General features: G+C 64.6%; 18 protein-coding genes and 4 pseudogenes. 16 read left to right on the top strand and 6 right to left on the bottom strand.

What is annotated here, in order from left to right:
• Positions 1-12: 12 nt before the first annotated feature.
• The 7 genes and pseudogenes from ALC15_RS25830 (at position 13) to ALC15_RS46505 (ending at position 6130) form a co-directional block, all read left to right on the top strand.
• Positions 13-1033, top strand: a pseudogene (locus ALC15_RS25830) (S1C family serine protease).
• 336 nt (positions 1034-1369) lie between these two features.
• Positions 1370-1573 carry a CsbD family protein gene (locus tag ALC15_RS25825; RefSeq protein ID WP_028341777.1) on the top strand — a complete coding sequence of 68 codons (204 nt, stop codon included), beginning with the start codon at positions 1370-1372 and terminating at the stop codon, positions 1571-1573.
• Positions 1574-1642: 69 nt separating this feature from the next.
• The gene (locus ALC15_RS25820) at positions 1643-1822 is read left to right on the top strand and encodes a DUF2934 domain-containing protein (protein ID WP_050629690.1); all 180 of its coding nucleotides are present in this window, start codon (positions 1643-1645) and stop codon (positions 1820-1822) included.
• Positions 1823-2089: 267 nt separating this feature from the next.
• Positions 2090-3556, top strand: a complete 1467-nt coding sequence (locus ALC15_RS25815; RefSeq protein WP_200914696.1) for an anaerobic sulfatase maturase — start codon at positions 2090-2092, stop codon at positions 3554-3556.
• A gap of 122 nt (positions 3557-3678) precedes the next feature.
• Positions 3679-5084 (top strand): annotated as a pseudogene (locus ALC15_RS47955) (arylsulfatase); the annotation flags it as partial.
• Positions 5067-5783, top strand: a complete 717-nt coding sequence (locus tag ALC15_RS47660; protein ID WP_347336318.1) for an alkaline phosphatase family protein — start codon at positions 5067-5069, stop codon at positions 5781-5783. The pseudogene ALC15_RS47955 and the gene ALC15_RS47660, both read left to right, overlap by 18 nt.
• Positions 5780-6130 carry a hypothetical protein gene (locus tag ALC15_RS46505; protein WP_244486261.1) on the top strand — a complete coding sequence of 117 codons (351 nt, stop codon included), beginning with the start codon at positions 5780-5782 and terminating at the stop codon, positions 6128-6130. Before ALC15_RS47660 ends, ALC15_RS46505 begins: the two co-directional genes overlap by 4 nt.
• Before the next feature lie 303 nt (positions 6131-6433).
• Here ALC15_RS46505 and ALC15_RS25805 read toward each other — a convergent pair whose 3' ends face one another.
• The 5 genes and pseudogenes from ALC15_RS25805 to ALC15_RS25785 all read right to left on the bottom strand — a co-directional run bounded on the left by ALC15_RS25805 (position 6434) and on the right by ALC15_RS25785 (position 13920).
• The gene (locus ALC15_RS25805; protein ID WP_050629688.1) at positions 6434-7213 is read right to left on the bottom strand and encodes an alpha/beta fold hydrolase; all 780 of its coding nucleotides are present in this window, start codon (positions 7211-7213) and stop codon (positions 6434-6436) included.
• A 4-nt stretch (positions 7214-7217) separates the two neighbouring features.
• Positions 7218-8512, bottom strand: a pseudogene (locus ALC15_RS25800) (O-acetylhomoserine aminocarboxypropyltransferase).
• A gap of 44 nt (positions 8513-8556) precedes the next feature.
• The gene (gene pncB / locus ALC15_RS25795) at positions 8557-9861 is read right to left on the bottom strand and encodes a nicotinate phosphoribosyltransferase (protein ID WP_050629687.1); all 1305 of its coding nucleotides are present in this window, start codon (positions 9859-9861) and stop codon (positions 8557-8559) included.
• Between the two features lie 60 nt (positions 9862-9921).
• Positions 9922-13423: pseudogene (locus ALC15_RS25790) on the bottom strand (molybdopterin cofactor-binding domain-containing protein).
• A gap of 29 nt (positions 13424-13452) precedes the next feature.
• A complete protein-coding gene (locus tag ALC15_RS25785; RefSeq protein ID WP_050629686.1) occupies positions 13453-13920 on the bottom strand; it encodes a (2Fe-2S)-binding protein in 468 nt (155 codons plus the stop codon).
• Between the two features lie 276 nt (positions 13921-14196).
• Between ALC15_RS25785 and ALC15_RS25780 the strand changes: the two genes are divergently transcribed.
• The 8 genes from ALC15_RS25780 (at position 14197) to ALC15_RS25745 (ending at position 22466) form a co-directional block, all read left to right on the top strand.
• Positions 14197-15645 (top strand): hypothetical protein, encoded by a 1449-nt coding sequence (locus ALC15_RS25780; protein WP_050629685.1) that lies wholly within the window; start codon positions 14197-14199, stop codon positions 15643-15645.
• Positions 15642-16550, top strand: coding sequence for a UPF0280 family protein (locus ALC15_RS25775; RefSeq protein ID WP_094194096.1), 909 nt, complete (start codon positions 15642-15644; stop codon positions 16548-16550). Before ALC15_RS25780 ends, ALC15_RS25775 begins: the two co-directional genes overlap by 4 nt.
• A gap of 16 nt (positions 16551-16566) precedes the next feature.
• Positions 16567-17151: an amino acid synthesis family protein gene (locus tag ALC15_RS25770; RefSeq protein WP_050629684.1), complete on the top strand. Its 585-nt coding sequence runs from the start codon at positions 16567-16569 to the stop codon at positions 17149-17151.
• Between the two features lie 28 nt (positions 17152-17179).
• On the top strand, positions 17180-18379 hold the full coding sequence (locus ALC15_RS25765; RefSeq protein WP_050629683.1) for an ABC transporter substrate-binding protein: 1200 nt from the start codon (positions 17180-17182) through the stop codon (positions 18377-18379).
• Between the two features lie 236 nt (positions 18380-18615).
• Positions 18616-20505 carry an ABC transporter permease gene (locus ALC15_RS25760; RefSeq protein ID WP_050629682.1) on the top strand — a complete coding sequence of 630 codons (1890 nt, stop codon included), beginning with the start codon at positions 18616-18618 and terminating at the stop codon, positions 20503-20505.
• Positions 20502-21293 carry an ABC transporter ATP-binding protein gene (locus tag ALC15_RS25755; protein ID WP_050629681.1) on the top strand — a complete coding sequence of 264 codons (792 nt, stop codon included), beginning with the start codon at positions 20502-20504 and terminating at the stop codon, positions 21291-21293. The genes ALC15_RS25760 and ALC15_RS25755 overlap by 4 nt, the downstream gene beginning before the upstream one ends.
• A complete protein-coding gene (locus ALC15_RS25750) occupies positions 21290-21994 on the top strand; it encodes an ABC transporter ATP-binding protein (protein ID WP_018270449.1) in 705 nt (234 codons plus the stop codon). Before ALC15_RS25755 ends, ALC15_RS25750 begins: the two co-directional genes overlap by 4 nt.
• Before the next feature lie 16 nt (positions 21995-22010).
• Positions 22011-22466 carry a MarR family winged helix-turn-helix transcriptional regulator gene (locus ALC15_RS25745; RefSeq protein WP_050629706.1) on the top strand — a complete coding sequence of 152 codons (456 nt, stop codon included), beginning with the start codon at positions 22011-22013 and terminating at the stop codon, positions 22464-22466.
• A gap of 154 nt (positions 22467-22620) precedes the next feature.
• Here ALC15_RS25745 and ALC15_RS25740 read toward each other — a convergent pair whose 3' ends face one another.
• Positions 22621-23817, bottom strand: a complete 1197-nt coding sequence (locus ALC15_RS25740) for an amidohydrolase family protein (protein WP_050629680.1) — start codon at positions 23815-23817, stop codon at positions 22621-22623.
• Positions 23818-23990: 173 nt separating this feature from the next.
• On the opposite strand from ALC15_RS25740, the gene ALC15_RS25735 reads away from it, so the two are divergent.
• The gene (locus ALC15_RS25735; protein WP_050629679.1) at positions 23991-24764 is read left to right on the top strand and encodes a ferredoxin--NADP reductase; all 774 of its coding nucleotides are present in this window, start codon (positions 23991-23993) and stop codon (positions 24762-24764) included.
• Positions 24765-24893 lie beyond the last annotated feature (129 nt).

The following is a 24893-nucleotide window of genomic DNA, read 5'->3' as shown; positions in this document are numbered from 1 at the left end:
AGGACTCTCGCCATGTTGGATTTTACCTCAGATACCGCCGGTGACAGGCCGTCACTGCGAACGGCCGATGCTGCCCGGGAGGATGACCGGGTCTTGCTGGATGCCTATTCCAATGCCGTGATCGACGTCACCGACCGGGTCGGCCCCGCCGTGGTCCGGGTCGAGACCGGGCCGAAGGCGCGCAATGCGCGCGAGCGCGGCGGGCTCGGCTCGGGCATCGTGATCTCGCCCGACGGGCTCGTCGTGACCAACAGCCATGTGGTCGGATCGTCGAAGGAGATCCGGCTGCGCGACACCGAGGGCTTCGTCACCGACGCCCATGTGCTCGGCGTGGATCCCGACACCGACCTCGCATTGCTGCGGGCCAATGGCGCGCGCGATCTGCCTTACGCCTCGCTCGGCAATTCCAAGACGCTGCGGCGCGGCCAGCTCGTGGTCGCGATCGGCAATCCGCTCGGCTTCGAATCGACGGTCACCGCCGGCGTGGTGTCGGCGCTCGGCCGCTCGATCCGCTCGGTCAGCGGACGGACCATCGAGGACGTGATCCAGACCGACGCCGCGCTCAACCCCGGCAACTCGGGTGGGCCGCTGGTGTCGTCGAAGGGCGAGGTGATCGGCATCAACACTGCGATCATCAACGGTGCGCAGGGCATCTGCTTTGCGGTCGCCAGCAACACCGCGCAATTCGTGCTGTCGGAGATCATCCGCCACGGCCATGTCCGCCGCGCCTATATCGGCGTCGCCGGGCAGACCGCGCCGGTGCCGCGGCGGCATGCGGTGCTGGCCGGCGCGAGAACAAGATGGGTGCGTTGTTGATGCAGATCGAGCCGGACAGCCCGGCGGCGCGCGCGAGCCTGTTGCCGGGTGACGTCGTGATCGGGCTCGACGGCGTCGAGATCAACGGCGTCGACGACCTGATCCGCGCGCTCGATCACAGCCGGATCGACCGCACCTTGTCGATGGACATCCTGCGCCTCGGCCGCCTGCGCGCGATCGAGATCCACCGATCGGGAGGAAGCCGGCGAAGCAATGAGCGTTACTCTATCCGCGTGCGAGCTGCACCCTCTTCCCTTGTGGGAGAGGGTGGCGCGATCGAGCGCAGCGAGATGAAGCCGGGTGAGGGGTTCTATCCGCGAGTTCATCTGTGGAGATAACTCCTCATCCGCTAGCCACGGGCGTACGATCCAGATTTCTGTCGCAATGTCGCAAGATGGACGGCAGCTGATTGCCTTACCTCGCCGACTGAGTGAGGCGTTCCTATGTTCACTTTGAAACACAACGTCCCTTGTAGCCAATGTGACGCAGCGTCGGTAGGAACGACCATAGCCAAGCCTAGTTGCCTATCCATTACTCGCAAAGGAGGCTAGCGATGGATTGGAATCGCGTTGAAGGCAACTGGAAGCAGGTTAAGGGCAAGGTCAAGGAGCAGTGGGGTAAGCTGACTGACGACGATCTCGACGTGATCGCCGGCAAGCAAGACCAACTTGAAGGTCGGCTGCAGCAACGTTACGGTTACGCCAAGGACCAGGCGCAAAAAGAAGTAAACGACTGGTACGGTCGCCAAAAGTGGTAAAACCCGGAGGGCCCTGTGTAAGGCAGGGCCCTTCGCTTTTCAGAATCGGGGCTATTTCCGGAGCAATTGATGTCGGGGCCAACTGAACAAGAGATTCGTACGAAAGCATATCAACTCTGGAAGGAAGCTGGCGAGCCGGCTGGCAATATGGATACGTTCTGGTACCAGGCCGAGAAGGAGCTGCTGCTGAAGGAAAGGTCCGAGCTCGGTGACCCTCCGCCTGGATTGACGGATAACCTTCCGATTTAGGCCAGCTCCAGTCAGGCACTCCTCTTTCGCCGCTGCTCGCTATCGACCCGCGGAAACAATACCCGGCGATCGTGCATGGGGCACAGACAACGAAGCGAACTGAAGCCGGGTGAGGGGGCAATCCGCGAGTTCACCTGTTGAGAGAACCCCTCATCCGTCGCGGATTGCGTCCGCGCCCCCTTCTCCCACAAGGGGAGAAGGAAGGGGAGTTCGCGGCAGCGCTATTGCAGTGCGGTCTGCAACTCGTCGGGCTACGCGACCACCATCATGTGGCAGGCACCCGCAGCCGCGCCGTCGAGACGGTACGATGCGCAGTTTGACTTAAATCAAAGCTATCCCACGTGCTTTGACGCTTGCTGGGGCGTCCAACGCCTCGCAATTTGGCCAGCCGGTCCCGCCATATCGTGGCCTGACAGGAGGCGCCGGCCACTGCTGGGTAGCAACGGACTTCGGTTGAGCGCTATGGCAGACAAGTACAGCATCCCGCAGCAGCTCGGCGCCAAAGCTCGGCGGTCTTTTCATGTCATGGCGAAGCCCGCCGGTTCGACCTGCAACCTCGACTGCCAGTACTGCTTCTATTTGAGCAAGGAACGGCTGCCAAAGGGGCCCGGCACTGGATCGATGAGCGATGAGACGCTCGAACTGTTCATCCGGCAGTACATCGAAGGCGTGACCGGTCCGGAGGTGGTGTTCTCGTGGCAAGGCGGAGAACCGACACTACGCGGGCTCGACTTTTTCCGCAGCGTGGTCGCCTTGCAGAAGAAATACGCAAAGCCCAATCAGCGCATCGAAAATGACCTGCAGACGAACGGCGTTCTGATTGACGAAAGCTGGGCCGCGTTCCTCAAGGACAATCGCTTCCTGGTCGGCCTCAGCATAGACGGTCCGCGCGAACTACATGACAAATACCGGGTCAACAAAGGCGGTGCGCCGACTTTCGACAAGGTGATGGCTGCCGCCAATCTGCTGCGCAAGCACGGGGTGCGTTTCAACACGCTCACTTGCGTTCACCGCGGCAATGCTTCACGTCCGCTCGATGTCTACCGCTTCCTCAGGCGCGAACTCGACTCGACTGCGATCCAGTTCATCCCGATCGTCGAACCGAAGGATTTCGAAACGCATGCGCCGCAATCCCGCGACCAGTTGCAATTGCCGATCCTCGGCAGTCCCGAAGCGCGTCCTGGTCACCCTCGTTCCGTCGTGACGGATTGGTCGGTCGATCCCGACGAATACGGCTACTTCCTGTCGCGCGTATTCGACGAATGGGTGCGCAAGGACTTGGGGAAAGTGCTGGTCAGCCAATTCGAGACGCTGGTGGCGCAGCATCTCGGCCTGCCATCGCAAATCTGCATCTACAGCGAAGTCTGCGGCAAGAACGTCGCCATCGAGCACGACGGCTCGCTCTATTCGTGCGATCACTATGTCTATCCCGAACACCGCCTGGGATCGCTGCGTGAGACGCCACTCGACCAAATGGTGTTCTCCCCGACGCAGGTGAAATTCGGCTACGCCAAATCGGAAACGCTGCCGCGTTATTGTCGCGAATGCCCGTTCAAGACAGACTGCTGGGGCGAATGTCCGCGTAATCGCTTGATCCGAACACCGGAAGGCGAGCCTGGGCTGAACTATCTTTGCTCGGGCCTGCGGCGCTTTTTCAAGCACGCGATCCCTGAAGTCGAGCAGATGGTCAGGGACATTCGGCGGGAGGCGAAGTCCGTTCTGCCACGCGCTTGACGGCCGATAACGAGGGTGTCGGCCGGCTACGGCATTGATTTGCGTCAACGACAACAGGCTTGGGACGTACAAACAGGTAGTTCCATATTCTCACACTTGGCCCCGAACCGGAGCAAAAGGCGATGACACGAACAGCGAAGACCGTTGGACTTGGCATCCCGATGCTGATCGTTGGCCTGCTTTCGACGACCGCGCTCGTCGCTGCCCAGCAGGCCGCGCCGGCTGGCATTGTGCTCCCGACCGACCGCACGGTGTTGCCCATTCCGGAGCCTCAGTACCCGCATAGCACTGTGCTGGACGCGCGGAATGCTGTGCCGCCGCCGCGGTTCGAGGTCAAGGCACCAGGTAACGCGCCGAACGTCCTCATTGTGCTGATCGACGATATGGGCTTCGGCCAGTCGAGCGCCTTCGGCGGCCCGATCCGCATGCCGACAGCAGAGCGCCTTGCCAACGAAGGTCTGCGCTACAACGAATTTCATACGACTGCGCTGTGTTCGCCGACGCGTGCGGCGCTGCTCACCGGTCGCAACCACCACACGAACAATTTTGGCTCGATAGCAGAGACAGCCACGAGCTTCCCCGGGCAAACGGGACAACGCCCCAACAGCGTTGCCTCGGTCGCAGAGATGCTGCGGCTGAACGGCTACAGCACCGCGCCTTCGGCAAGTCACACGAAACGGCCGCCTGGGAGGTCAGTCCGTCGGGCCCAACCGACCGCTGGCCGACCCGTCAGGGCTTCGACAAGTTTTATGGCTTTATCGGCGGAGAGACAAATCAGTGGGCGCCGCTGATCTATGACGGCATGACGCAGGTGGAGCCGCCGAAGGATCCGAACTACCACTTCATGACGGACATGACCAACCAGGCGATCAAGTGGGTGCAATCCGAGAAGTCCCTGACGCCTGACAAGCCGTTCTTCATCTACTTCGCGCCCGGCGCCACCCATGCACCGCACCATGTGCCGAAGGAGTGGATTGCCAAATACAAGGGCAAGTTCGACCAGGGTTGGGACAGCCTTCGTGACGAGACGCTGGCCCGCCAAATCAAGTTGGGCGTGGTGCCCGCTGGTACGAAGCTCGCGCGGAAGCCGGAAGCCATCAAAGATTGGAGCGCACTGACCCCGGATGAGAAGAAGGTGTTTTCACGCCAGATGGAGGTTTTTGCCGGGTTTGGCGAGTATGCCGACACCGAGGCCGGGCGACTGGTTGAAGCCATCAAAGCGACCGGTCAGCTCGATAACACGCTGATCTTCTACATCGTGGGAGACAACGGCGCGAGTGCCGAAGGAGGGATGAGCGGTCTCTTTAACGAGATGACCTACTTCAACGGAGTGCAGGAGACGGTCCAGGACATTCTCAAGCATTACGACGAGCTTGGTAGTCCGACCACCTATCCGCACTACGCTGCTGGATGGGCGGTCGCGGGTGACACACCGTTCCAATGGACGAAGCAGGTCGCATCCAGCTACGGCGGTACCCGCAATCCAATGATCGTCCATTGGCCGAAAGGGATCGCGGCAAAGGGTGAGATACGCTCGCAATGGCACCACGTCGTCGATATCGCACCGACGATCCTGGAAGCGGCGGGCCTGCCCGAACCGAAGAGCGTGAACGGAACAATACAGACACCGATCGAAGGCGTGAGCCTGGCCTACACGTTCGCGGATACCAAGGCTGCAAGCAGGCATACGACGCAGTACTTCGAGATTTTTGGCAATCGCGCCGTCTACAGCGATGGTTGGTTGGCCGGCACTGTTCACCGGGCACCGTGGGAGTACAAGCCTCGCGCAACGTTCGAAAATGACAAGTGGGAGCTCTACGATACGCGGTCGGATTTCAGCCTGGCGAATGACCTCGCTGCAGCGAATCCCGACAAGCTAAAGCAGCTGCAAGACGTCTTCTTGACGGAAGCGGTCAAATACCAGGTGCTGCCACTCGATGACCGAACCTTGGAGCGGTTGAATCCCGCTCTCGTCGGACGGCCTGACCTGATGGCCGGTCGCACCTCGCTGACGGTGCACGAGGGAATGACCGGCATGTCCGAGAATGTCTTCATCAACATAAAGAACCGCTCGCATACAATCACCGCCGAGGTGGACATTCCAAAGCAGGGCGCGGACGGCGTCATCTTGGCCCAAGCCGGACGCTTCGGCGGCTGGAGCTTGTACATCAAGGACGGCAAGCAACGTACACTTACAATTGGCTTGGTCTGCAGCGCTACACGGTGACATCGAAACAGGCACTTGCTCCGGGGAAAGCAACTATCCGCTTCGAGTTCGCCTATGATGGCGGTGGAGTCGGCAAGGGTGGAACGGGAACACTCTTCGTCAATGACCAGAACGTCGCCGTCGGTCGGATCGACAAAACCCAGTGCTGTGGCTTTTCGGCGGACGAAGGGACTGACGTGGGAATGGATGAAGGCACGCCTGTCACCGAGGCCTACAAGGTCCCATTCAAGTTTAGCGGCAAGATCGCCGCGGTGACGATTGAATTGAAGGAAACGAAGAGAGCGGACATCGACGCTGCCGAACAAGCTCGCAAGTCAGCGGCGTTGAAGAAGGGATTGTCCGACTGACGACGACCTGATGGCTGCCGGCAAGGTGGGCAAATCCTTATGCGGGCGTCATTTCGGCGCCCGTATGATTTTCCGTGCAGGCATGGTGGGTGAGAATAGTCAGTCGCGATCGCGGTGGACGCCGTACGCTGTTTGTGAAATTTCGGAATAATAGAAGATATCGCTGATTTGCCCGACGTGTCAAGTTGCTTGTCCGGGTGCCGGCGGTCGGCCGGCACCTTTGCATGGGGTTGTTTTCGATATTTTGGGGACTGTCGCTGCACGCCACCTTCTCCCACAGCGGGAGAAGGCTTCGCGGCGGCCCTACTGCAGCGCTGCCAGCAGTTCGTCCGGCGTCTCGACCATCATCATGTGGCCGGCGCCCGGCAGCACGACGGTCCGCGCGTTCGGCGTCGCGGCGGCGAGGGCCTTGCCGGCCTTGGCCGGGGTCATCATGTCGCGCTCGCCGAGGACGAAGGTCGCCGGCACCTTGACCGCGGCAGCGGCCGCGAGCGCGTTTTGGTAGGCGTTGCAGGCGTTGAGGTCGTTGTAGAGCACGCCGGGCTTGGCCTCCTGCAGCACACGCTGCGCGCCCTGGTGCATCCACAGGCCGGGCGCTAGGCTGCCGCCGAGCTCGGCCTTGAAGCCGAGGCCCCAGATCGAGACCATGTCGATCGCGGCGACGTCATTGGCCTCGGCGGCCTTCAGGAGGTCGGGTCCGACCGTCATGGTCGCGGCGGTGCCGATCAGCGCGAGGCCGGAGACCTTGTCGGGATGCCGCGCCGAGGTCTCGATCGCGATCAGCGAGCCCATCGAATGGCCGATCAGCCGCGCCTTCGACGCACCGGCCGCTGATATCAGCGCCGCGATCCAGTCGGCCATCTCGGCGATGGTCGCAAGCGGCTTGCCGGCGGAGCGGCCGTGGCCGGGCAAATCGGGTGCCAGCACGGAATAGCCATGATGGGCGAACCAGCGGCTGTGCAGTGCCCAGGTCGAGGAGTCGAAGCCGGCGCCGTGGATCATCACGACAGCCGGCAGCGATGGGTCGAACGGCTTGCCGCCGGTCGCGATGAAGGTGTCTGCCCCGTTCACTGAAAGCTGCATGGCCTTAAGTCCTTTGCGAGGCGCGCAGCGCCTGGCCGAGATCGTCGGTGATATCGTCGGCGGTTTCGATGCCGACCGACAGCCGCACCAGCTCTTCGCCGATGCCGGCGGCCTTGAGCTGTTCGGCGTCCATCTGCTGATGCGTGGTGCTGGCGGGGTGGATCACCAGCGTCTTGGCGTCGCCGACATTGGCGAGATGGCTGATCAGCTTCAGCTGCTCGATGAACTTCTTGCCGGCGGCGCGGCCGCCCTTGATGCCGAAGCTGATGATCGAGCCGGCGCCGCGCGGCAGCAGCTTCTTGGCCAGCGCGTAGTCCGGATGCGTCTCCAGCGACGGATGCAGCACCCAGTCGACCGCCTTGTTCGCGGTGAGGAAATCCAGCACCTTATGGGTGTTGCTGACGTGGCGGTCCATGCGGACGCCGAGCGTCTCGATGCCCTGCAGCAGCTGGAACGCATTGGTCGGCGACAGGCAGGCGCCGAAATCGCGCAGGCCCTCGGTGCGGGCGCGCATGATGAAGGCGGCCTTGCCGAACTGCTCGTCGAAGACGATGCCGTGATAGCCGGCATAGGGCTCGGTCAGCTGCGGGAATTTGCCGGAGCCGCGCCAGTCGAACCGGCCGCCGTCGACGATGACGCCGCCGATCGCGATGCCGTGGCCGCCCATCCACTTGGTCGCCGAGTTCATCGTGATGTCGGCGCCGAGCTCGATCGGCTGGCTCAGATACGGCGTCGCGAAGGTGTTGTCGATCAACAGTGGGATCTTCGCATCATGCGCGACCTGCGCCACCGCAGGGATATCGAACACCTCGAGGCCGGGATTGCCGATGGTCTCGCCGATCACGAGCCTTGTGTTCGGCCTGATCGCGGCGCGGAATTCGTCCAGCGCGCGCGGCTTCACGAAGGTCGTGGTGATGCCGAACCGCGGCAGCGTATGTGCGAGGAGATTGATGGTGCCGCCATAGAGTGAGGCGGAGGCGACGATATGGTCGCCGGCGTGAGCAGGGTTGCGATCGCAAGATGCATCGCGGCCATGCCGCTCGCGGTGCAGATCGCGCCGACGCCGCATTCGAGCGCGGCGATGCGCTCCTCCAGCACCGCGGTCGTCGGGTTGGAGATCCGCGTGTAGATATGGCCGGCGCGTTCCAGGTTGAAAAGCGCTGCGGCGTGGTCGGCGTCCTGGAACACGTAGGACGTGGTCTGATAGATCGGAACCGCGCGTGCGCCGGTTAAGGGATCGGGCCGCTGGCCGGCATGCAGGCTCAGGGTTTCGAAGGCAGGCGGCTTGGGTGCGGGCATGCGAAGCTCGTCAGGTCAGTCGATGAAAATGGTGAGTCCGAAGATTAGACGTGAACTGCGGTGCGAACGCGGCCGACATTGCCGAACACGCGCAAATAGCGCTCGACCTCCGAGGGGATGCCGGTCGCCTTCTCCGGATTGTCGGAGAGCTTCACGGCCGGACGTCCGTCGACCGACGTCACCTTGCAGACGATCGAGATCGGATCGAGCTCGGCGGTGCCGTCGGGGGCGCAGCCGACGAAATCATTGGTAAGGTTGGTGCCCCAGCCGAAGCTGACGCGCACGCGACCCTTGAAGTGATGGAATGTCTCCTCGATCGAGCCGACATCCATCGCGTCGGAGAACACCAAAAGCTTCTCCTTCGGGTCGCGGCCCTTCTGCTTCCACCATTTGATGATCTCTTCGCCGGCGGTGATTGGCGGCGCGCTGTCGGGACGAAACCCGGTCCAGTCGGCGACCCAGTCCGGCGCGTCGCGCAGGAACGGCTTGGTGCCGAAGGCGTCGGGCAGCGCGATCAGGAGGTTGCCGCCATAGGTGTGGCGCCACTGGTCGAGGATGCGATAGGGCGCCCAGCGCAGCGCCTCGTCGTCATTGGCGAGCGCCGCGGCGACCATCGGCAGTTCGTGCGCGTTGGTGCCGATCGCCTCGAGGTCGTTGTCCATCGCCAGCAGCACGTTGGAGGTTCCGGTGAAGGACGGGCCGAGGCCTTCCTTCACCGCCTCGACGCACCAGCGCTGCCACAGGAAACCGTGGCGGCGGCGCGTGCCGAAATCGGACAGCCGCAATCCATCCAGCTTGCGCAGCCGTTCGACCTTGGCCCACAGCTTGGCCTTGGCGCGGGCGTAGAGCACGTCGAGCGCGAAACGGCCATAGGTCTTGGTGGCAGCGCGCGAGCGCAGCTCGTTGAGGATCGCGAGTGCCGGGATCTCCCACATCGTGGTGTGGGTCCACGGGCCGTGGAAATGCAGCTCATACTGGCCGTCGACCTTGTGCAGCTCGTATTCGGGCAGGCGGAAGGTCGAGAGCCAGTTGATGAAATCGGGCGAGAACATCTGGGTCTTGCCGTAGAACGTGTTGCCGGCGAGCCAGATCAGTTCCTTCTTGGAAAAGCGGATGGTGCGGGCGTGGTCGAGCTGGGCGCGCAGCTCGCCCTCGTCGATGACCTCGGCGAGCTTGATATGGGTCGAGCGGTTGATCACCGAAAAGGTCGTGCGGGTGTCCGGATAGCATTCCCGGATCATCTGCAGCATCAACAGCTTGTAGAAATCGGTGTCGAGCAGGCTGCGCACGATCGGGTCGAGCCGCCAGCCGTGGTTGTAGGTCCGGGTCGCGATATCTGTCACGGTCATGCGGGAACTTAGCCTGCCCCGCGCCGCCCGCCCAGTGGGTATCGGGCGGAACATGGCAGGTCAGCGCGCTATGGTCTGCCGTATACGGCCGACCGTGGCGGCGAGATCGGTCCAGGCTGGCTTGCCGGGGGCAAACTGGCTGCGGAGGAAGGAAGCAAGCTCGGCGACCTGGCCGTCGCTCATGCTGTCCTTGAAGGCCGGCATGTAGCCGAGGTCGGTCACCGCTGGCTTGGCGATGCCGTGCAGGATCACCTGGATCAGATTGTCGGGCACATCGCTGTGCAGATTGCTGTTCAGCGCCAGCGACGGCCGGCTGCCGAACAGCGGCGGGCCGCCGACCTCATGGCAGACCGCACAGGCGCCTTGGTAGATGCGGGCGCCGCCGAGGCGGCGGTGGTCGCAGTGGTCGTGGTCTCGAGCCGCGCGGCAAGGGCATCGTGGGCAGAGCGGTCGACGGGCGTGTTGAACGAGGCGAGGTAGACCGCCATCGCGCGGATGTCCTGGTCGGGCAGTGCCGCGAGTTCACGCACGACCGGCGCCATCGGCCCCGCCGCAACGCCGTGCAGGCGGGACTCGCCGGTGCGCAGATAGGCGTACAGCTCGTCCTCGCTCCAGGGGACCGGCGCCTTCGACAGCGAGGTCAGCGCCGGCGCCTCCCAGCCCTCGGCGAAGCCGCCGGCGAGATAGGCCGCTTGCCGTTCGGCGCCGAGCGCATTGCGCGGCGAATGGCAGGCGCTGCAATGGCCGAGGCCCTCGATCAGATAGGCGCCGCGATTCCAGGTCGCCGATTTCGATGGATCGGGCTGGAATATCTGCGGCTGATGGAACAATGCATTCCATCCAGCGAGCAGCGGCCGCAGGTTGAACGGAAAGGCGAGTGCGTTTGCCGGCGTCGCCGCGCGCACCGGCGCCTGCGCCATCAGATAGGCATAGAGCGCCTGCAGGTCGGCATCACTGGTCCTGGCGAAATGCGTGTACGGGAATGCCGGGTAGAGATGGCGCCCGTCGCGATGGATGCCTTCGCGCATCGCGCGCTCGAACGCGGGATAGGACCAGGCGCCGATCCCGGTGTCGACATCGGGCGTGATGTTGGTCGTATAGATGGTGCCGAACGGCGTCTCCAGCGGCCGGCCGCCGGCATTCGCGACGCCATGCTCTGAGGTGTGGCAGACGGCGCAGGCGCCGAGTGCCGCGAGCTCCTTGCCGCGCGCGATCGTTGCCGCAGAATAGACCGAAGCATCGGGCCGGGCGATCGGCGCGATCGCGCGCCAGGGCAGTGCGGCCGCGCCGATCCCAATCGCCGCGGCGAAGAGTGCAGCAATGCCGGCGAGCATGCCGCCACGCTTGGCCAAGGGATTCTGCCATCGATTGAGGTCAGCTGGCTGCACGGGCGGCGCTAGCGATGCGGGCGCTGCGGGCTGTTCGCCGTGCAACCCCTTCAGGATACGCTCCGGCGTGAACGGCAACTCGCGGAAGCGGACGCCGGTCGCATCATAGATCGCATTGGCGATCGCGGCCGCACTCGGCACCGAGGCGGATTCGCCGACGCCGAGCGGCGGCTGGTCCTGCCGCGGCAGCATCAGCACGTCGATCTTGGGCAGCTCTGGAAACTTGATGATGGGGTAGGCGCCCCATTCCCGCGCCGCTACCGCGCCGCGCTCGAAGGAGACTTCCTCCATCAGCGCGCGGCTGGTCGACTGGATCACGTTGCCTTCGATCTGGTGCCGCACGCCGTCCGGATTGATCATCAATCCGGAGTCCTGGCCGGCGACGACACGGGTCACGCTGACATCGCCGGTCGCCTTGTTGACGGCGACGTCGGCGATCCACGCCGACCATGCCGCGCCGTAGCCGGGAAACTTGCTGTGCACGTACAGCGCATAGGCAAAGCCGCGGCCGCGCACGATATCGCCTTCCGCTTCCGGTTCTTGCCGTATCGGGCGGGGTGTCCAGCCGGCGCGTTCGGCGACTGCATTGACGAGATCGATCGCGCGCTTGTCTTTCAAATAGCGCAGCCGGTATTCGATCGGGTCGACCTCGGCCTCGGCGGCAAGCTCGTCGATATAGGATTCATGCGCAAAGGTGTTCGGCAGTGCCGAGACGCCGCGAAACCACGACGCGCGCACGATCGGCGGCATGTCGTTGGCGATCACGCGCATGTTCTCGTAGTCGTAGGGCGGGATCGCTGTGCGGTCGCCCATCTCGAACACGGCCGCTTCAGGCGCGATCCGTCCGGTGAGCAGCAGCGCCAAGGTCGGCGCGCCGTTCGACGGGTAGCGCGTGGCAAAGTCATAACCGGCGACGCTGCCGTCGGCGTTGAGCCCGCCGTTGACGTCCATCAGCTGCGCGGTGCCCTTCGGCTCCCACGCATGCTCCTGCTCGCGGGTGAGCTGGACGCGTACCGGGCGGCCGACCGCGCGCGACAGCAGCAGTGCATCGGCGGTGACGTCGTCGGCGCAGTTTCGGCCGTAGCAGCCGGCGGCCTCCATCCGGATCACGTCGATCTCGGATTCCGGCCGCTGGATCAGGAGCGCCAGGTCGCCGCGCAGGATGTGCGGGTTCTGGGTGCCGGACCAGACCCGGATCGCGTCCTCGCCGTAGTCGGCGACCGCGCAGGACGGGCCGATCGAGCCGTGCATCTGGTAGGGCCAAATGTAGGTCCGTTGCATCGGCTTGGCCGCCGCCTTGATCGCGGCATCGACATCGCCCTTGTCGATCAGCTGCCGCGGCGTCGATGGACTGGCGCGCAGCGCCTGCTCGATATCGGAGAGGTCGGTCAGATCAGGTCCCGGCTTCCAGCTCACCTTGAGCTGCGCGGCGGCCTTGATCGCATTCTCCTCACGCTCGGCGACGACGCCGATGAAATCGCCGATCCGCACCACCGCGACGAGGCCGGGAATATCGTGCACCGAGGCTTCATCGACCGCGATCAGGCTGGTGCCGACGAACGGGCCGGCATCGACCCCGGCATAGGGTGGACGCACGACACGGCCATGCAGCATGCCCGGCACGCGCACATCATGGACATAGACCAGCTCGCCGGTGGCTTTCGCCGGCAGGTCGACGCGCGGCACCGACTTGCCGACGACCGAATAGGCGCTCACCGCCTTGACCTGAACGTCGTCGCGAGCTCGAGCCGAATGGTCTCGTCCGCGATCAGCTCGCCATAGCTGACGCTGCGGTTGTCGTGACCGCGGATCAGGCCGTCCTCGATCGTGAGGTCACTGGCCGGCAGCTCCAGCCGCTCGGCCGCGCGCGCGAGCAGAAAATGCCGTGCTTGCGCGGCGGCCTTGCGCAGGGGAACGGCGGTGATCTGGATGGTCTCGCTCGCGATCGTCGCGCCCTGGTTCGGCACCACAGCGGTGTCGCCGAGGATCACGACCACGCGGGCAAAGGAGACGTCGAGCTCTTCGGCGACGATCTGGCCGAGCGCGGTGCGAATGCCGGTGCCGAGATCGACATGGCCGTTATAAGCGTTGACCGAACCGTCTGACGTGATGGTGATGAAGGTCTCGAAAGCGCCTTCCGCACCCAGCACTGCGGGGCGAATGACCGATAGCATGCCGCGTTTGGAGTGCTCCGGACCCGCCATCAATCGCGCGCCTCAAGCGCGTGGCCGGCGGCACGCATCGCTGCGCGGATGATCTCGATATGGGCGCCGCAACGGCAGAGATTGTAGCGCAGCGCTTCCAGCACCTCATGCTCGGAAGGACTTGGATTGCGCGTGAGCAGCGCCTTGGTGGTGATGATCATGCCGTTGAGGCAGTAGCCGCACTGTGCGGCCTGCTCGCGGATGAAGGCATCCTGCACCGGATCGGGATGCTCGCGGGTGCCAAGTCCTTCGAGCGTGACGATGCTGCGCCCCGCGCAGCCCTCGATCGGAATCACGCAGGCGCGCGCGGCGACGCCGTCGATCAACACCGCGCAGGCGCCGCACTCGCCGAGCCCGCAGCCATATTTCGGTCCGTTCAATGCGAGGTCGTTGCGCAGCACGTAAAGCAATGCGGTGTCGGGAGCGGCGTCGACATCATGATTCCTGCCGTTCACGGTCAGGCGCATTGCCCCGGTTCTCCCCTGATGTTTGCGCTGCAACGTCAGCGTCCAATCGCGGGCGAGGATAACGTTTGTATACAAACGTGCAAGCGGCGGCATGCCGCGCTGCAGCGAGTGCACGCTTTATGAACAGGGTGCGCAAGCGAATGGCAGGGTTTGATTGCAAAGGCCGCTTGACAGGCTTGAGGCCCGCGCGCAGGATCATTCGTATACGAACGATATAGGCAGAGAGGCGGAAGCGCAGTATGATCGACCGCCACCACAAGTCCAGGCTTGGTCACGATGGCTGACACAATGACCGTCGCCGCCGGCGACAAGATCCGCTGCGATGCCTGTCCGGTGATGTGCTACATCAAGCCGGGCGCGGCCGGCGCGTGCGACCGTTATGCCAATCATGACGGCACGCTGGTGCGGGTCGATCCGCATGTCGTGCTGGAGCGCACCGTCTCGCATGGCGGCAAGCTGGTGCCGTTCCAGGTGAGCGGCGACTGGGATGGCAAGATCGTCAGCCAGCCCGACCTCTTCGTCACCGCGATCGGCGCCGGAACCACCTATCCGGACTACAAGCCGGCGCCCTTCATCGTGTCGTCGGAAGTCGACGGCGTCGACATGGTCACCGTGGTGACTGAGGGCATTTTCTCCTATTGCGGCGTCAAGGTGAAGATCGACACCGACCGCTATCTCGGTCCGGAGACCGCGACCGTGCGCGCGGATGGCGAGGCGGTCGGCCATGTCACGACCAGCGAATACGGCTCGCAGATGCTCTCGCTCGGCGGCGTGCATCATCTGACCGGCGGCTCCAAGAAGGAAGGCCGCGTCACTTGCGACACGCTGATGGACCTCTCCAACTGCAAGGCGGTCGAGTTGACCATCGACGGCGGCGCCAGTGTCGTGGTGCAGGCGGGCAAGCCGCCGATCGTCAACGGCGTGGCGGAAGAGCGCATGCGGGTCGGCTGCGGCTCGGCGACCATCGGCATGTTCGCCAAGCAGTGGCACGGCAAGGTCGATGAGGTCGTGGTGGTCGACGACCATATCACTGGCGTGCTCAGCGAGCACCAGGCCGGCAAGCTGCTCGATATCGCCGACACCGGCATCAAGATGAAGGGGAGGCGCTCGACGCCCGGCCGCTATTTCCAGGTCGCCGATCCCGGCACCGGCTGGGGCGGCACCAACATTTCCGATCCGCTGTCGATCCTCGGCCCCTTCAATGCCAAGGAAGCGCGACCGGGTTTGACCATGCTGATGGTTTCGACCACCGGCGAGCACGCGTCATACTACGTGCTCGACGAGGCCTTGCGGCCGGTCGAGACCGAGATGCCGGCCGACCTCAGATTCTCGGTCGAGCGCATCCAGGAGAATTGCGAGCCGGCGTTGTGCACCGTGCTGTTCATGGGTGGCGCGGGCGGATCGCTGCGCGCTGGCGTCACCGACAATCCGGTGCGGCTGACCCGCTCGGTCAAGGATGCGCTCACAAGGGTGACCAGTGGCGGTGCGCCGGTCTATGTCTGGCCCGGCGGCGGCATCACCTTCATGGTCGATGTCACGCAGATGCCGGCCGGAGCTTTCGGCTACGTGCCGACGCCGGCGCTGGTGGCGCCGATCGAGTTCACGATGAAGCTGTCGGATTACGCGGCACTCGGCGGCCATATGGATTATGTCCGGCCGCTGTCATCGCTGCGCGACAGCGCCGACATCCGGCCGGTGCCGTATCTTCCCGGGCGGCGCGCATGACGCGGCTTCCGCAAATCGCGCTTCTTCCTGACGGCAAGCGGCTGCATTTGCAGGATGGGCCCATTGACTTGATCATCGAAGCCAAGGGCAGGGATGCGGATGTTCGGTCCGCCTATCAGGCGGCGGCGGAGCGCTTTACCGGTCTGCTCGATGAACTCTGCACTGAACTCGCCGAACTGCGCAGCGCGGCGGGTCCCGATCGCTGCCTGCTGAAGGGCGTCGTCGCGCGGCGTATGCATGCGGCGGTCGCGCCGTTTGCCACCGATTGCTTCATCACGCCGATGGCCGCGGTCGCGGGCTCGGTTGCCGAGGAAATCCTCGGTGAGATGCTGCGCACAACGACGCTCGATCGCGCCTATGTCAACAATGGCGGCGACATCGCGCTGCATCTCGGCGAGGGCGAACAATTCACCGTCGGCCTGATGGATCGGCCGGACCGCCACGGTGTGATGCGCACGATGTCGGTCGATGCCGACATGCCGGTCCGCGGAATCGCGACCAGCGGCCGCCACGGCCGCAGCTTCTCGCTCGGCATTGCCGACGCCGTCACAGTGCTGGCGCGGACGGCGTCGCGGGCCGACGCGGCTGCGACCGTGATCGCCAATGCGGTCGATCTGCCTGATCATCCCGCGATCATGCGCGTTCCGGCCAACGAATTGCAGCCCGACAGCGACCTCGGCGGGCGACCGGTGACGCGCGATGTGGGGCCTTTGGCGGACCACGAGATCGACCGGGCGCTCGAGGCGGGGGCGGCACGGGCGCGGATGCTCCTGATGTCGGGATTGATCGAGGGCGCGGCATTGCGTCTACTGGGCGAAACGCGGCTTGTTGGTGCAACTGGGGACGGCACGCCGGCGTCGCACGCGTTTCAGGAACCAACGATAGAGCACATGCTGCAGGCATGACCGGGAGCGAGGCAAGATGAGCGCCGTCATTCGCAAGATCGTCACCGTGGTCGAGGAGACCCATCTGGAGATGGGCAAGAGCATCGCACCGCCCACCCGCCGCGCCGCCGCGATCGCCGTGATCGAAAACCCCTTTGCCGGCCGCTATGTCGAGGACCTGTCGCCGCTGATCGCGATCGGCGAGGAGCTCGGCGAATTGCTGTCGAAGCGGGCGGTCGCCGCGCTCGGCATCGACGGCGCCAAGGCGCATAGCTACGGCAAGGCCGCCGCGGTCGGCGAGAATGGCGAGCTCGAGCACGCGGCCGCGATCCTGCATCCGAAGATGGGCGCGCCGGTGCGCAAGGTGCTCTCGAAGGGCGCGGCGCTGATTCCGTCCTCGAAGAAGCGCTCCGGTCCCGGCACCACGCTGGATATTCCGCTCGGGCACAAGGACGCGGCTTTCGTGCGCAGCCATTTCGACGGCATGGAAGTGCAGATCAACGATGCGCCGCGCGCCAACGAGATCATGGTCGCGGTGGCGGTGACCGACAGCGGCCGGCCGCTGCCGCGGGTCGGAGGGCTGACGGTCGACGAAGTCAAAGGCGAAGACGGATTGCGATAATCTCTTTGAAGAAAAACTGGAGGACGGGATGCGTGGTTATTTCGTAGGGGCGGGATTGGCGATCGCGGTCGCGACCATGGCGACGCAGGCTATGGCGCAGGCCGAGATCAAGATCGGCGAGATCAACTCGTATTCGCTGCTGCCGGCATTCACCGAGCCCTATCGCAAGGGCTGGCAGCTCGCGGTGGAGGAGATCAATGCGGCGGGCGGCATCAACGGCAAGAAGCTCGTCGTCATCTCCAAGGATGATGGCGGTAAGCCGGCGGATGCGCAGACCGCGGCGAACGAGCTGGTGTCGAGCGAGAACGTCGCGATGCTCACCGGCACGTTCCTTTCCAATATCGGTCTGGCGGTCTCTGACTTCGCCAACCAGAAGAAGGTGTTCTTCCTCGCCGCGGAGCCGTTGACCGACGCGATCACCTGGTCGAAGGGTAACCGCTACACATTCCGCTTGCGGCCATCGAACTACATGCAGGCCGCGATGCTGGTGGAGGAGGCGGCAAAGCTTCCCGCAAAGCGCTGGGCGACGATCGCGCCGAATTATGAGTACGGCCAGTCGGCGGTCGCGGTGTTCAAGAAGCTGATGTCGGAGAAGCGTCCCGATATCCAGTGGGTCGACGAGCAGTGGCCGCCGCAGGGCAAGATCGACGCCGGTCCGGTGGTGCAGGCAACTGCCGCGGCGAACCCGGAGGCGATCCTCAACGTCACCTTCGGTGCCGACCTCGTCAAGCTCGTGCGCGAAGGCAACACCCGCGGCCTGTTCAAGGGGCGCACGGTGGTGAGCTTTCTGACCGGCGAGCCGGAATATCTCGATCCGCTGAAGGACGAGACGCCGGAAGGCTGGATCGTCACCGGCTACCCCTGGTATTCGATCAAGACGCCGGAGCACGACGCGTTCCTGAAGGCCTATCAGGCCAAGTACAACGACTATCCGCGGCTCGGCTCGATCGTCGGCTACCAGACCATCAAGGCGGCGGCGGCGATCCTCGCCAAGGCCGGCTCCAGCGATCCGGAGAAGCTGATCGCGGCGGCCGAAGGCATCTCGATGCCGTCGCCATTCGGCGAGATTACCTTCCGCAAGATCGATCACCAGTCGACGCTTGGCGCCTTCACCGGCAAGACCGCGCTGAAGGACGGCAAGGGCATCATGGTCGATACCGCTTATCGCAAGGGCTCGGACTATCTGCCCAGTGATGCCGAGATCGAGAAGATGCGGCCGAAGGATTGATTTTCTTCTCCCTCGCCCCGCTCTTGCGGGGAGAGGGCGTAGGCGGCCTTGGCCGCCGTCTAGAAACAACGCCGATGCGAAGCATCGGCTCCGGTGAGGGGCTGTCTCCGCGAGCGAGTGCGCGGAGAGTTCTCTCCTCACCCGAAACTCAAGCTCGCGCTTGAGTTTCGACCTCTCCCCGCGGGCGGGGCGAGGTGAAGGAAAGTGACGCTTGTAAACTCCAACGCGGACCGTCCATGGCTTTCTATGTCGTCCAGTTCCTGACCGGTCTTGCCAGCGCGGCGTCGCTGTTCCTGGTCGCTTCGGGTCTGTCGATCATCTTCGGCGTGACGCGGATCGTGAACTTCGCGCATGGTGCGTTCTACATGCTCGGCGCCTATGTCGCCTTCACCCTGACCGAGCGCCTCGAAGGCGCGTTCGGCTTCTGGGGCGGCATCGTCATCGCGGCCCTCGTCGTCGCCGCGATCGGCGTGCTGGTCGAGATGGTGCTGCTGCGCCGGATCTACCATTCGCCCGAGCTGTTCCAATTGCTTGCCACCTTCGGCCTCACGCTGATGGTCGAGGACCTCGTGGTGCTGATCTGGGGGCCTGACGACCTGGTCGGTCGCCGCGCACCGGGCTTCAAGGGCGCGATCGATTTCTTCGGCCAGAATATTCCAAGCTACGACCTGTTCCTGATCGTGCTCGGGCCGGTTGTGCTCGGCGTGCTCTGGCTGTTGTTCCAGCGCACCCGCTGGGGCGTGCTGGTACGCGCGGCGACGCAGGACCGCGACATGGTCGCAGCGCTCGGCGTCAATCAGAAATGGCTGTTCACCAGCGTGTTCGCGCTCGGCGTCTTCCTCGCCGCGCTCGGCGGCGCGCTGCAGATTCCGCGCGATGCGGTCAACCACGCGATGGATTTGCGGGTCATCGTCGAGGTCTTCGTCGTGGTCGTGATCGGCGGCCTCGGCAGCATCATCGGCGCCTTCGTCGCGGCGGTGCTGGTGTCCGAGCTCAACGCATTCGGCATCCTGATCTTCCCGAAGATCTCGATCATCCTGGTGTTCCTGGTGATGGCGGTGGTGCTGATCGTCCGGCCGTGGGGCCTATTCGGCAAGCCCGAGGCGCCGGCGCGGCGTACGCCAGGCCTGACCGTCAATCCGTGGCGGCCGCTGACGACGAACGAACGGCTCGCCGCGATCGCCGTCCTTGTCGTCGCCGCCGCGCTGCCCTTCATCGCCGGAAATTATGTGCTCACCGTCGGCTCCGAGATCGCGATCTTCGTGATCTTCGCGGTCAGCCTGCACTTCCTGATGTCGGTCGGCGGGCTCGCCTCGTTCGGGCACGCCGCCTATTTCGGCCTCGGCGCCTATGGCGTGGCGCTGCTCGCCAAGATGGCGGGCCTGCCGATGATCGCCTGCCTGCTGCTCGGCCCGCTGCTCGGGCTGATGGGCGCCGGCGTGTTCGGCTTCTTTGCGGTGCAGCTCTCCGGCGTCTATTTCGCGATGCTGACCCTGGCTTTTGCCCAGATCGTCTGGTCGATCGCGTTCCAGTGGGTGTCGGTCACCGGCGGCGACAACGGCATTCTCGGGGTCTGGCCGGAAAAATGGGCGGCGAGCCCGTCGCATTTCTACTGGCTGTCGCTCGGCATTGCCGCGTTCGCGGTCGTGATCCTGCGCATCATCGTGTTCTCGCCGTTCGGTTTTGCGCTGCGCGCCACGCGGGATTCTCCGCTGCGTAGCGAGGCGATCGGCATCAACGGCAAGCGGATCCAGTGGACCGCCTTCGTGATCGCGGGCACGGTCGCCGGCCTTGCCGGCGCGCTGTTCGCCTATCTCAAGGGCAGCGTCTTTCCCGACAATATGGGCATCTCGCTGTCGGTCGACGCGCTGGTCATGGTGCTGCTCGGCGGCGTCGAGACGGTGTCGGGCGCGGTGGTCGGCGCCATCGTCTACAAGGCGCTCAATATCTGGCTGGTCAGCCAGACCGACTGGTCGAAGCTCGTGCTCGGTGCCTTCGTGGTGCTGATCGTGGTCGCGTTCCCGAAGGGCATCGTCGGCACGCTGGAAGCCCTCATGCACCGGCGGCGCAAATCCTCGTCAGCGGCGTCGCCCTTGCTCACCTCCCGCATCGAGACCGCCGAATGAGCATGGTTCCAACATTGCTGTCGGTCGAGGGGTTGACCAAGTCCTATGGCGGCGTGCACGCGGTGCGCGGCGTCTCGTTCGAGTTGCGCGCCGGCGAGATCCTGGCGCTGATCGGGCCGAACGGGGCGGGCAAGAGCACCTGCTTCGACATGCTCAACGGCCAGAACGTTCCGGATAGCGGCCGCATCCGCGTGCTGGGCGCGGAGACCACCGGCAAGAAGCCGCGCGTGATCTGGCGCATGGGGGTGGGGCGCACGTTCCAGATCGCAGCGACGTTCCCGACCATGACGGTGCGCGAGAACGTGCAGGTCGCGCTGGTCTCGCATGGCGACCAGCTGTTCAATCTATGGACCTCGACCGCGCGTCATGCTCGCGATGAGGCCGGGCGGCTGCTCGATCTGGTCGGCATGGGCGCCTATGCGGAACGGCCCTGCGGCGAGCTTGCCTATGGCGACGTCAAGCGGCTGGAGCTTGCGATCGCGCTGGCGAACCAACCCAAACTGTTGCTGATGGACGAGCCGACCGCCGGCATGGCGCCGCGCGAGCGCGTCGAGCTGATGCGGCTGACGGCGCGGATCGCGCGGGAGCAGTCGATTGGCGTGCTGTTCACCGAGCACGATATGGACGTGGTGTTCGAGCATGCCGATCGTATCCTGGTGCTGAACCGCGGCACGTTGATTGCGGAAGGCTCGCCCGAGGAGGTGCGCGGCAACGCCCAGGTGCGGGCGATCTATCTCGGCGAGGGCCTCGTCTACGACGCGCGGCACCGCGAGGGGGCATCGGCATGAAGCTCACGGTGAAGGACCTCAACAGCTTCTACGGTCCGGCGCATATCCTGTTCGACATCGCGCTCGAGGTCGGCGAGGGCGAGGTGGTGGCATTGCTCGGCCGCAACGGCGCCGGCAAGTCGACCACGTTCCGCTCCATCGTCGGCCTGGTCGAGAACCGTTCCGGCCGCGTGATGTTCGAGGGCCGGGACGTCTCCGATCTGCCGACGCATGCGATCGTGCGCGGCGGGCTCGGCTATGTGCCGGAGGAGCGCCGTATCTTCACGGATCTCACGGTCGAGGAGAATCTCGAGGTCGGCCGGCAGCCGAAGCGGCCGGGCGCGCCGCAATGGGACCGCGAGAAACTGTTCAAGCTGTTTCCCAATCTCGGCGAGATGCGCGGGCGACCCGGCGGGCGCATGAGCGGCGGCGAGCAGCAGATGCTGACCATCGCGCGCACGCTGATGGGCAATCCGTCGCTGGTGCTGCTCGACGAGCCGTCGGAAGGCCTGTCGCCGAAGATCGTCGAGCAGATGGTCGATGCGATCCTGGCGATGAAGAAAGAGGGCGTCAGCATCGTCGTGTCAGAGCAGAATCTGCATTTCGCCCGGCTGATCTCCGATCGCGCCTACATCATCGAGCGGGGCCGGATCTGTTTTGGCGGCACCATGGCGGAACTCGATGCGCGTCCGGATATCCGTGACGCGCATCTGTCGCTGTAAAGGGCGGGGTGGAATGATGGCGAGGAGTGCTGCACCGAAGCGGAGCGTGAAGGCCGCGAAGCCGGGCTACGTGCTGGACGAGCAGATCGGTTTCATCCTCCGCCAAGTGTCGCAGCGCCACGCCGTGATCTTCGCCCGCGAGATCGGCATCAGCCTGACGCCGACGCAATGGGCCGCGCTGTCGAAGCTGTCCGAGGTCGGCGCCTGCTCGCAGAACCAGCTCGGGCGGCTGACCTCGATGGATGTCGCGACCATCAAGGGCGTGATCGATCGGCTGACCGCGCGCGGCCTGACCGAGACCTCGCCCGATCCGAATGACGGCCGCCGGCTGCTGGTGAGCTTGACGCGCGCCGGCCAGCAGATGGCCGACAAGGCCGCGCCGAATGCGCTGGTCATTTCCAGGGAAACGCTGGCGCCGCTCGACGCCAAGGAGCGTGAGACCCTGATGGCGCTGCTGGGGAAATTGCGCTGACGCAAAGGTAGTACCGTCACCCTGAGGTGCTCGCCTCTTTGGCGAGCCTCGAAGGGCGACGGCCCGGCTGTCTCATCGCAGACCTAGCCGGGCCGTGCATCCTTCGAGGCTCGCAAGAGCTCGCACCTCAGGATGACGGGCATCTATCGCCCGCCTACTTCGCGACGATCTCCGGCACCTTGCCCGCGGGCGGGGTGTTGCGGCTGCGCTGGGTGCGGACGATGCCGTCGATGATGGTCATGCCGATGCCCGGGAGATCGCCGAGCTGAACGCTTTCCAGGATATTCTTGCCCGGTGAATGCTGCGCCTTGTCCATCAGCACGAAATCGGCGGAGCGGCCGACTTCGATCAGGCCGCAATCGAGCTCGCGCATCCGCGCGGTGTTGCCGGTCGCAAGGCAGAACGCCAGCTCGGCCGGCAGCTCGCCGAGCGAGGACAATAGCGAGACCATGCGCAGGATGCCGAGCGGTTGCACGCCCGAGCCGGCAGGCGCGTCGGTGCCGAGGATGACGCGGTGCAGATCGCCCATCTCGCGTGCGGTTCGCAGCGTGAACAGCGCCGAGCGCTCATTGCCATTGTGCACCAGCTCCAGCCCGCGCTTGCAGCCCTCGCAGATGCAGCGGATCTGGTCGTCGGGCAGCGCGGTGTGGCCGCCATTGATATGGCCGACCACGTCGGTGTCGGCCTCCAGCACCACGTCCTTGTCGATCAGGCCCGAGCCCGGGATCGACGGTCCGCCGGTGTGGATCGTGCTTTGAATGCCGTATTTGCGGGCCCAGCCGACCATCTTGCGCGCCGTCGGCCCGTCCTTCACGCCACCGAGCCCGACCTCGCCGAGCAGCTTGACGCCGGCGGCGGCCATTTCCTTGAAATCGTCCTCCACCATCTCGCATTCGATCACGGGCGCGCCGGCATGCACCTTCACGCCGCCGGGCCGCAGCGTCCAGAACGCGCGCTGCGCGAAGATCGCCATCGCCTTCACGCCGACCACGTCGCGCGGCCGGCCCGGCATGTGCACCTCGCCGGCGGAGATCATGGTGGTGACGCCGCCATGCAGATAGCTGTCGATCCAGTTGATCTGGTTCTGTCGCGGCGTCCAGTCGCCGGCGACGGGGTGGACGTGGCTGTCGATCAGGCCGGGTGCGACCGTCGTTCCCATGGCATCGACGATCGTGGTGGCGCCTTCGGTGTCGACATCCTTGAAGCGGCCGATCGCTGATATCTTGCCGTTCTCGGCGACGATGGTATCGGCATCCAGGATCGGCCTCTCCAAAGCTCCCGACAGCAATAGCCCGATATTGCGGATCACCAGCTTGCTGGGGCCGGTGGCCTGGGGCGCGTCGTGAGCCATGGGTGTTTTCCTTCTGTTTTCGTTCCGAAATTGCCCGGGAATTTGAGCCCGGCTTGACTTTTCGATCAAGCCGGATTATTCGTTTGTATACGAATGATCGTATACAAACGATCCGGCCGGTCAACGGGGGTCCAAGTCCTCCTCCGCCGCAGCACAAATCAGGGGTTGGTGCGATGAGCAATTTCAACCAGGAAAGCGTCCTCAGCGTTCATCACTGGACCGACACGCTGTTCTCCTTCAAGACCACGCGCAATCCGTCGTTCCGCTTCCGCAACGGCGAGTTCACCATGATCGGGCTCAAGGTCGGCGAGAAGCCGCTGCTGCGCGCCTACAGCGTCGCCAGCGCGAACTACGAGGACACGCTGGAATTCTTCTCGATCAAGGTTCCGGACGGCCCGCTGACCTCGCGTCTCCAGCACCTCAAGGAAGGCGACGAGATCATCGTCAGCCGCAAGGCCACCGGCACGCTGGTCATCGACAACCTCGAGGACGGCCGCAACCTCTATCTGATCGGCACCGGCACCGGCCTCGCGCCGTTCCTGAGCGTGATCAAGGACCCCGAGACCTATGACCGGTTCGAGAAGGTCGTGCTGCTGCACGGCTGCCGCCGCGTCAAGGAGCTCGCCTATGGCGAGATGATCACCGAGACGCTGCCGCAGGACGAACTGATCGGCGAATTGGTGCGCGACCAGCTGATCTATTACCCGACCGTGACGCGCGATCCGTTCCGCAACCGCGGCCGCATCACCGACCTGATCACGTCGGGCAAGCTGTTCGCCGATATCGGCCTGCCGGCACTCGATGCCGCGCATGACCGCGTCATGATCTGCGGCTCGCCGGCGCTGGTCGCCGACACCCGCACGCTGCTGAATGGCCGCGGCTTCGTCGAGGGCAATCACGGCGAGCCGGCCCAGTTCGTGGTCGAGAAGGCGTTCGCCGAGCGTTGATCATCGCGGCGGCTGCCAGCCCCCGCGTTTGCGAAGAGTTCGCGTAGGATTGCGCAGCAATCTTGCGCCGAAGCGAGGAAGCAATCCATCTTCCGGTACAGCCGGGAGCAATGGATTGCTTCGCGTCGC

Source organism: Bradyrhizobium viridifuturi (genome assembly GCF_001238275.1).
In the GTDB taxonomy this organism is placed as follows: Bacteria; Pseudomonadota; Alphaproteobacteria; order Rhizobiales; family Xanthobacteraceae; genus Bradyrhizobium; species Bradyrhizobium viridifuturi.
Note: the sequence above shows the minus strand (reverse complement) of the source record. Positions and strands in the feature narration are given on the sequence as shown.

What these genes read in the sequence shown, in the direction of transcription:
- ALC15_RS25825 (WP_028341777.1), top strand. Translation starts at nt 1,370, where the DNA reads ATGGATTGGAATCGCGTTGAAGGCAACTGGAAGCAGGTTAAGGGCAAG.
- ALC15_RS25820 (WP_050629690.1), top strand. Translation starts at nt 1,643, where the DNA reads ATGTCGGGGCCAACTGAACAAGAGATTCGTACGAAAGCATATCAACTC.
- ALC15_RS25815 (WP_200914696.1), top strand. Translation starts at nt 2,090, where the DNA reads ATGTGGCAGGCACCCGCAGCCGCGCCGTCGAGACGGTACGATGCGCAG.
- ALC15_RS25805 (WP_050629688.1), bottom strand. Translation starts at nt 7,213, where the DNA reads ATGCAGCTTTCAGTGAACGGGGCAGACACCTTCATCGCGACCGGCGGC.
- pncB (WP_050629687.1), bottom strand. Translation starts at nt 9,861, where the DNA reads ATGACCGTGACAGATATCGCGACCCGGACCTACAACCACGGCTGGCGG.
- ALC15_RS25785 (WP_050629686.1), bottom strand. Translation starts at nt 13,920, where the DNA reads ATGCGCCTGACCGTGAACGGCAGGAATCATGATGTCGACGCCGCTCCC.
- ALC15_RS25780 (WP_050629685.1), top strand. Translation starts at nt 14,197, where the DNA reads ATGGCTGACACAATGACCGTCGCCGCCGGCGACAAGATCCGCTGCGAT.
- ALC15_RS25775 (WP_094194096.1), top strand. Translation starts at nt 15,642, where the DNA reads ATGACGCGGCTTCCGCAAATCGCGCTTCTTCCTGACGGCAAGCGGCTG.
- ALC15_RS25770 (WP_050629684.1), top strand. Translation starts at nt 16,567, where the DNA reads ATGAGCGCCGTCATTCGCAAGATCGTCACCGTGGTCGAGGAGACCCAT.
- ALC15_RS25765 (WP_050629683.1), top strand. Translation starts at nt 17,180, where the DNA reads ATGCGTGGTTATTTCGTAGGGGCGGGATTGGCGATCGCGGTCGCGACC.
- ALC15_RS25760 (WP_050629682.1), top strand. Translation starts at nt 18,616, where the DNA reads ATGGCTTTCTATGTCGTCCAGTTCCTGACCGGTCTTGCCAGCGCGGCG.
- ALC15_RS25755 (WP_050629681.1), top strand. Translation starts at nt 20,502, where the DNA reads ATGAGCATGGTTCCAACATTGCTGTCGGTCGAGGGGTTGACCAAGTCC.
- ALC15_RS25750 (WP_018270449.1), top strand. Translation starts at nt 21,290, where the DNA reads ATGAAGCTCACGGTGAAGGACCTCAACAGCTTCTACGGTCCGGCGCAT.
- ALC15_RS25745 (WP_050629706.1), top strand. Translation starts at nt 22,011, where the DNA reads ATGGCGAGGAGTGCTGCACCGAAGCGGAGCGTGAAGGCCGCGAAGCCG.
- ALC15_RS25740 (WP_050629680.1), bottom strand. Translation starts at nt 23,817, where the DNA reads ATGGCTCACGACGCGCCCCAGGCCACCGGCCCCAGCAAGCTGGTGATC.
- ALC15_RS25735 (WP_050629679.1), top strand. Translation starts at nt 23,991, where the DNA reads ATGAGCAATTTCAACCAGGAAAGCGTCCTCAGCGTTCATCACTGGACC.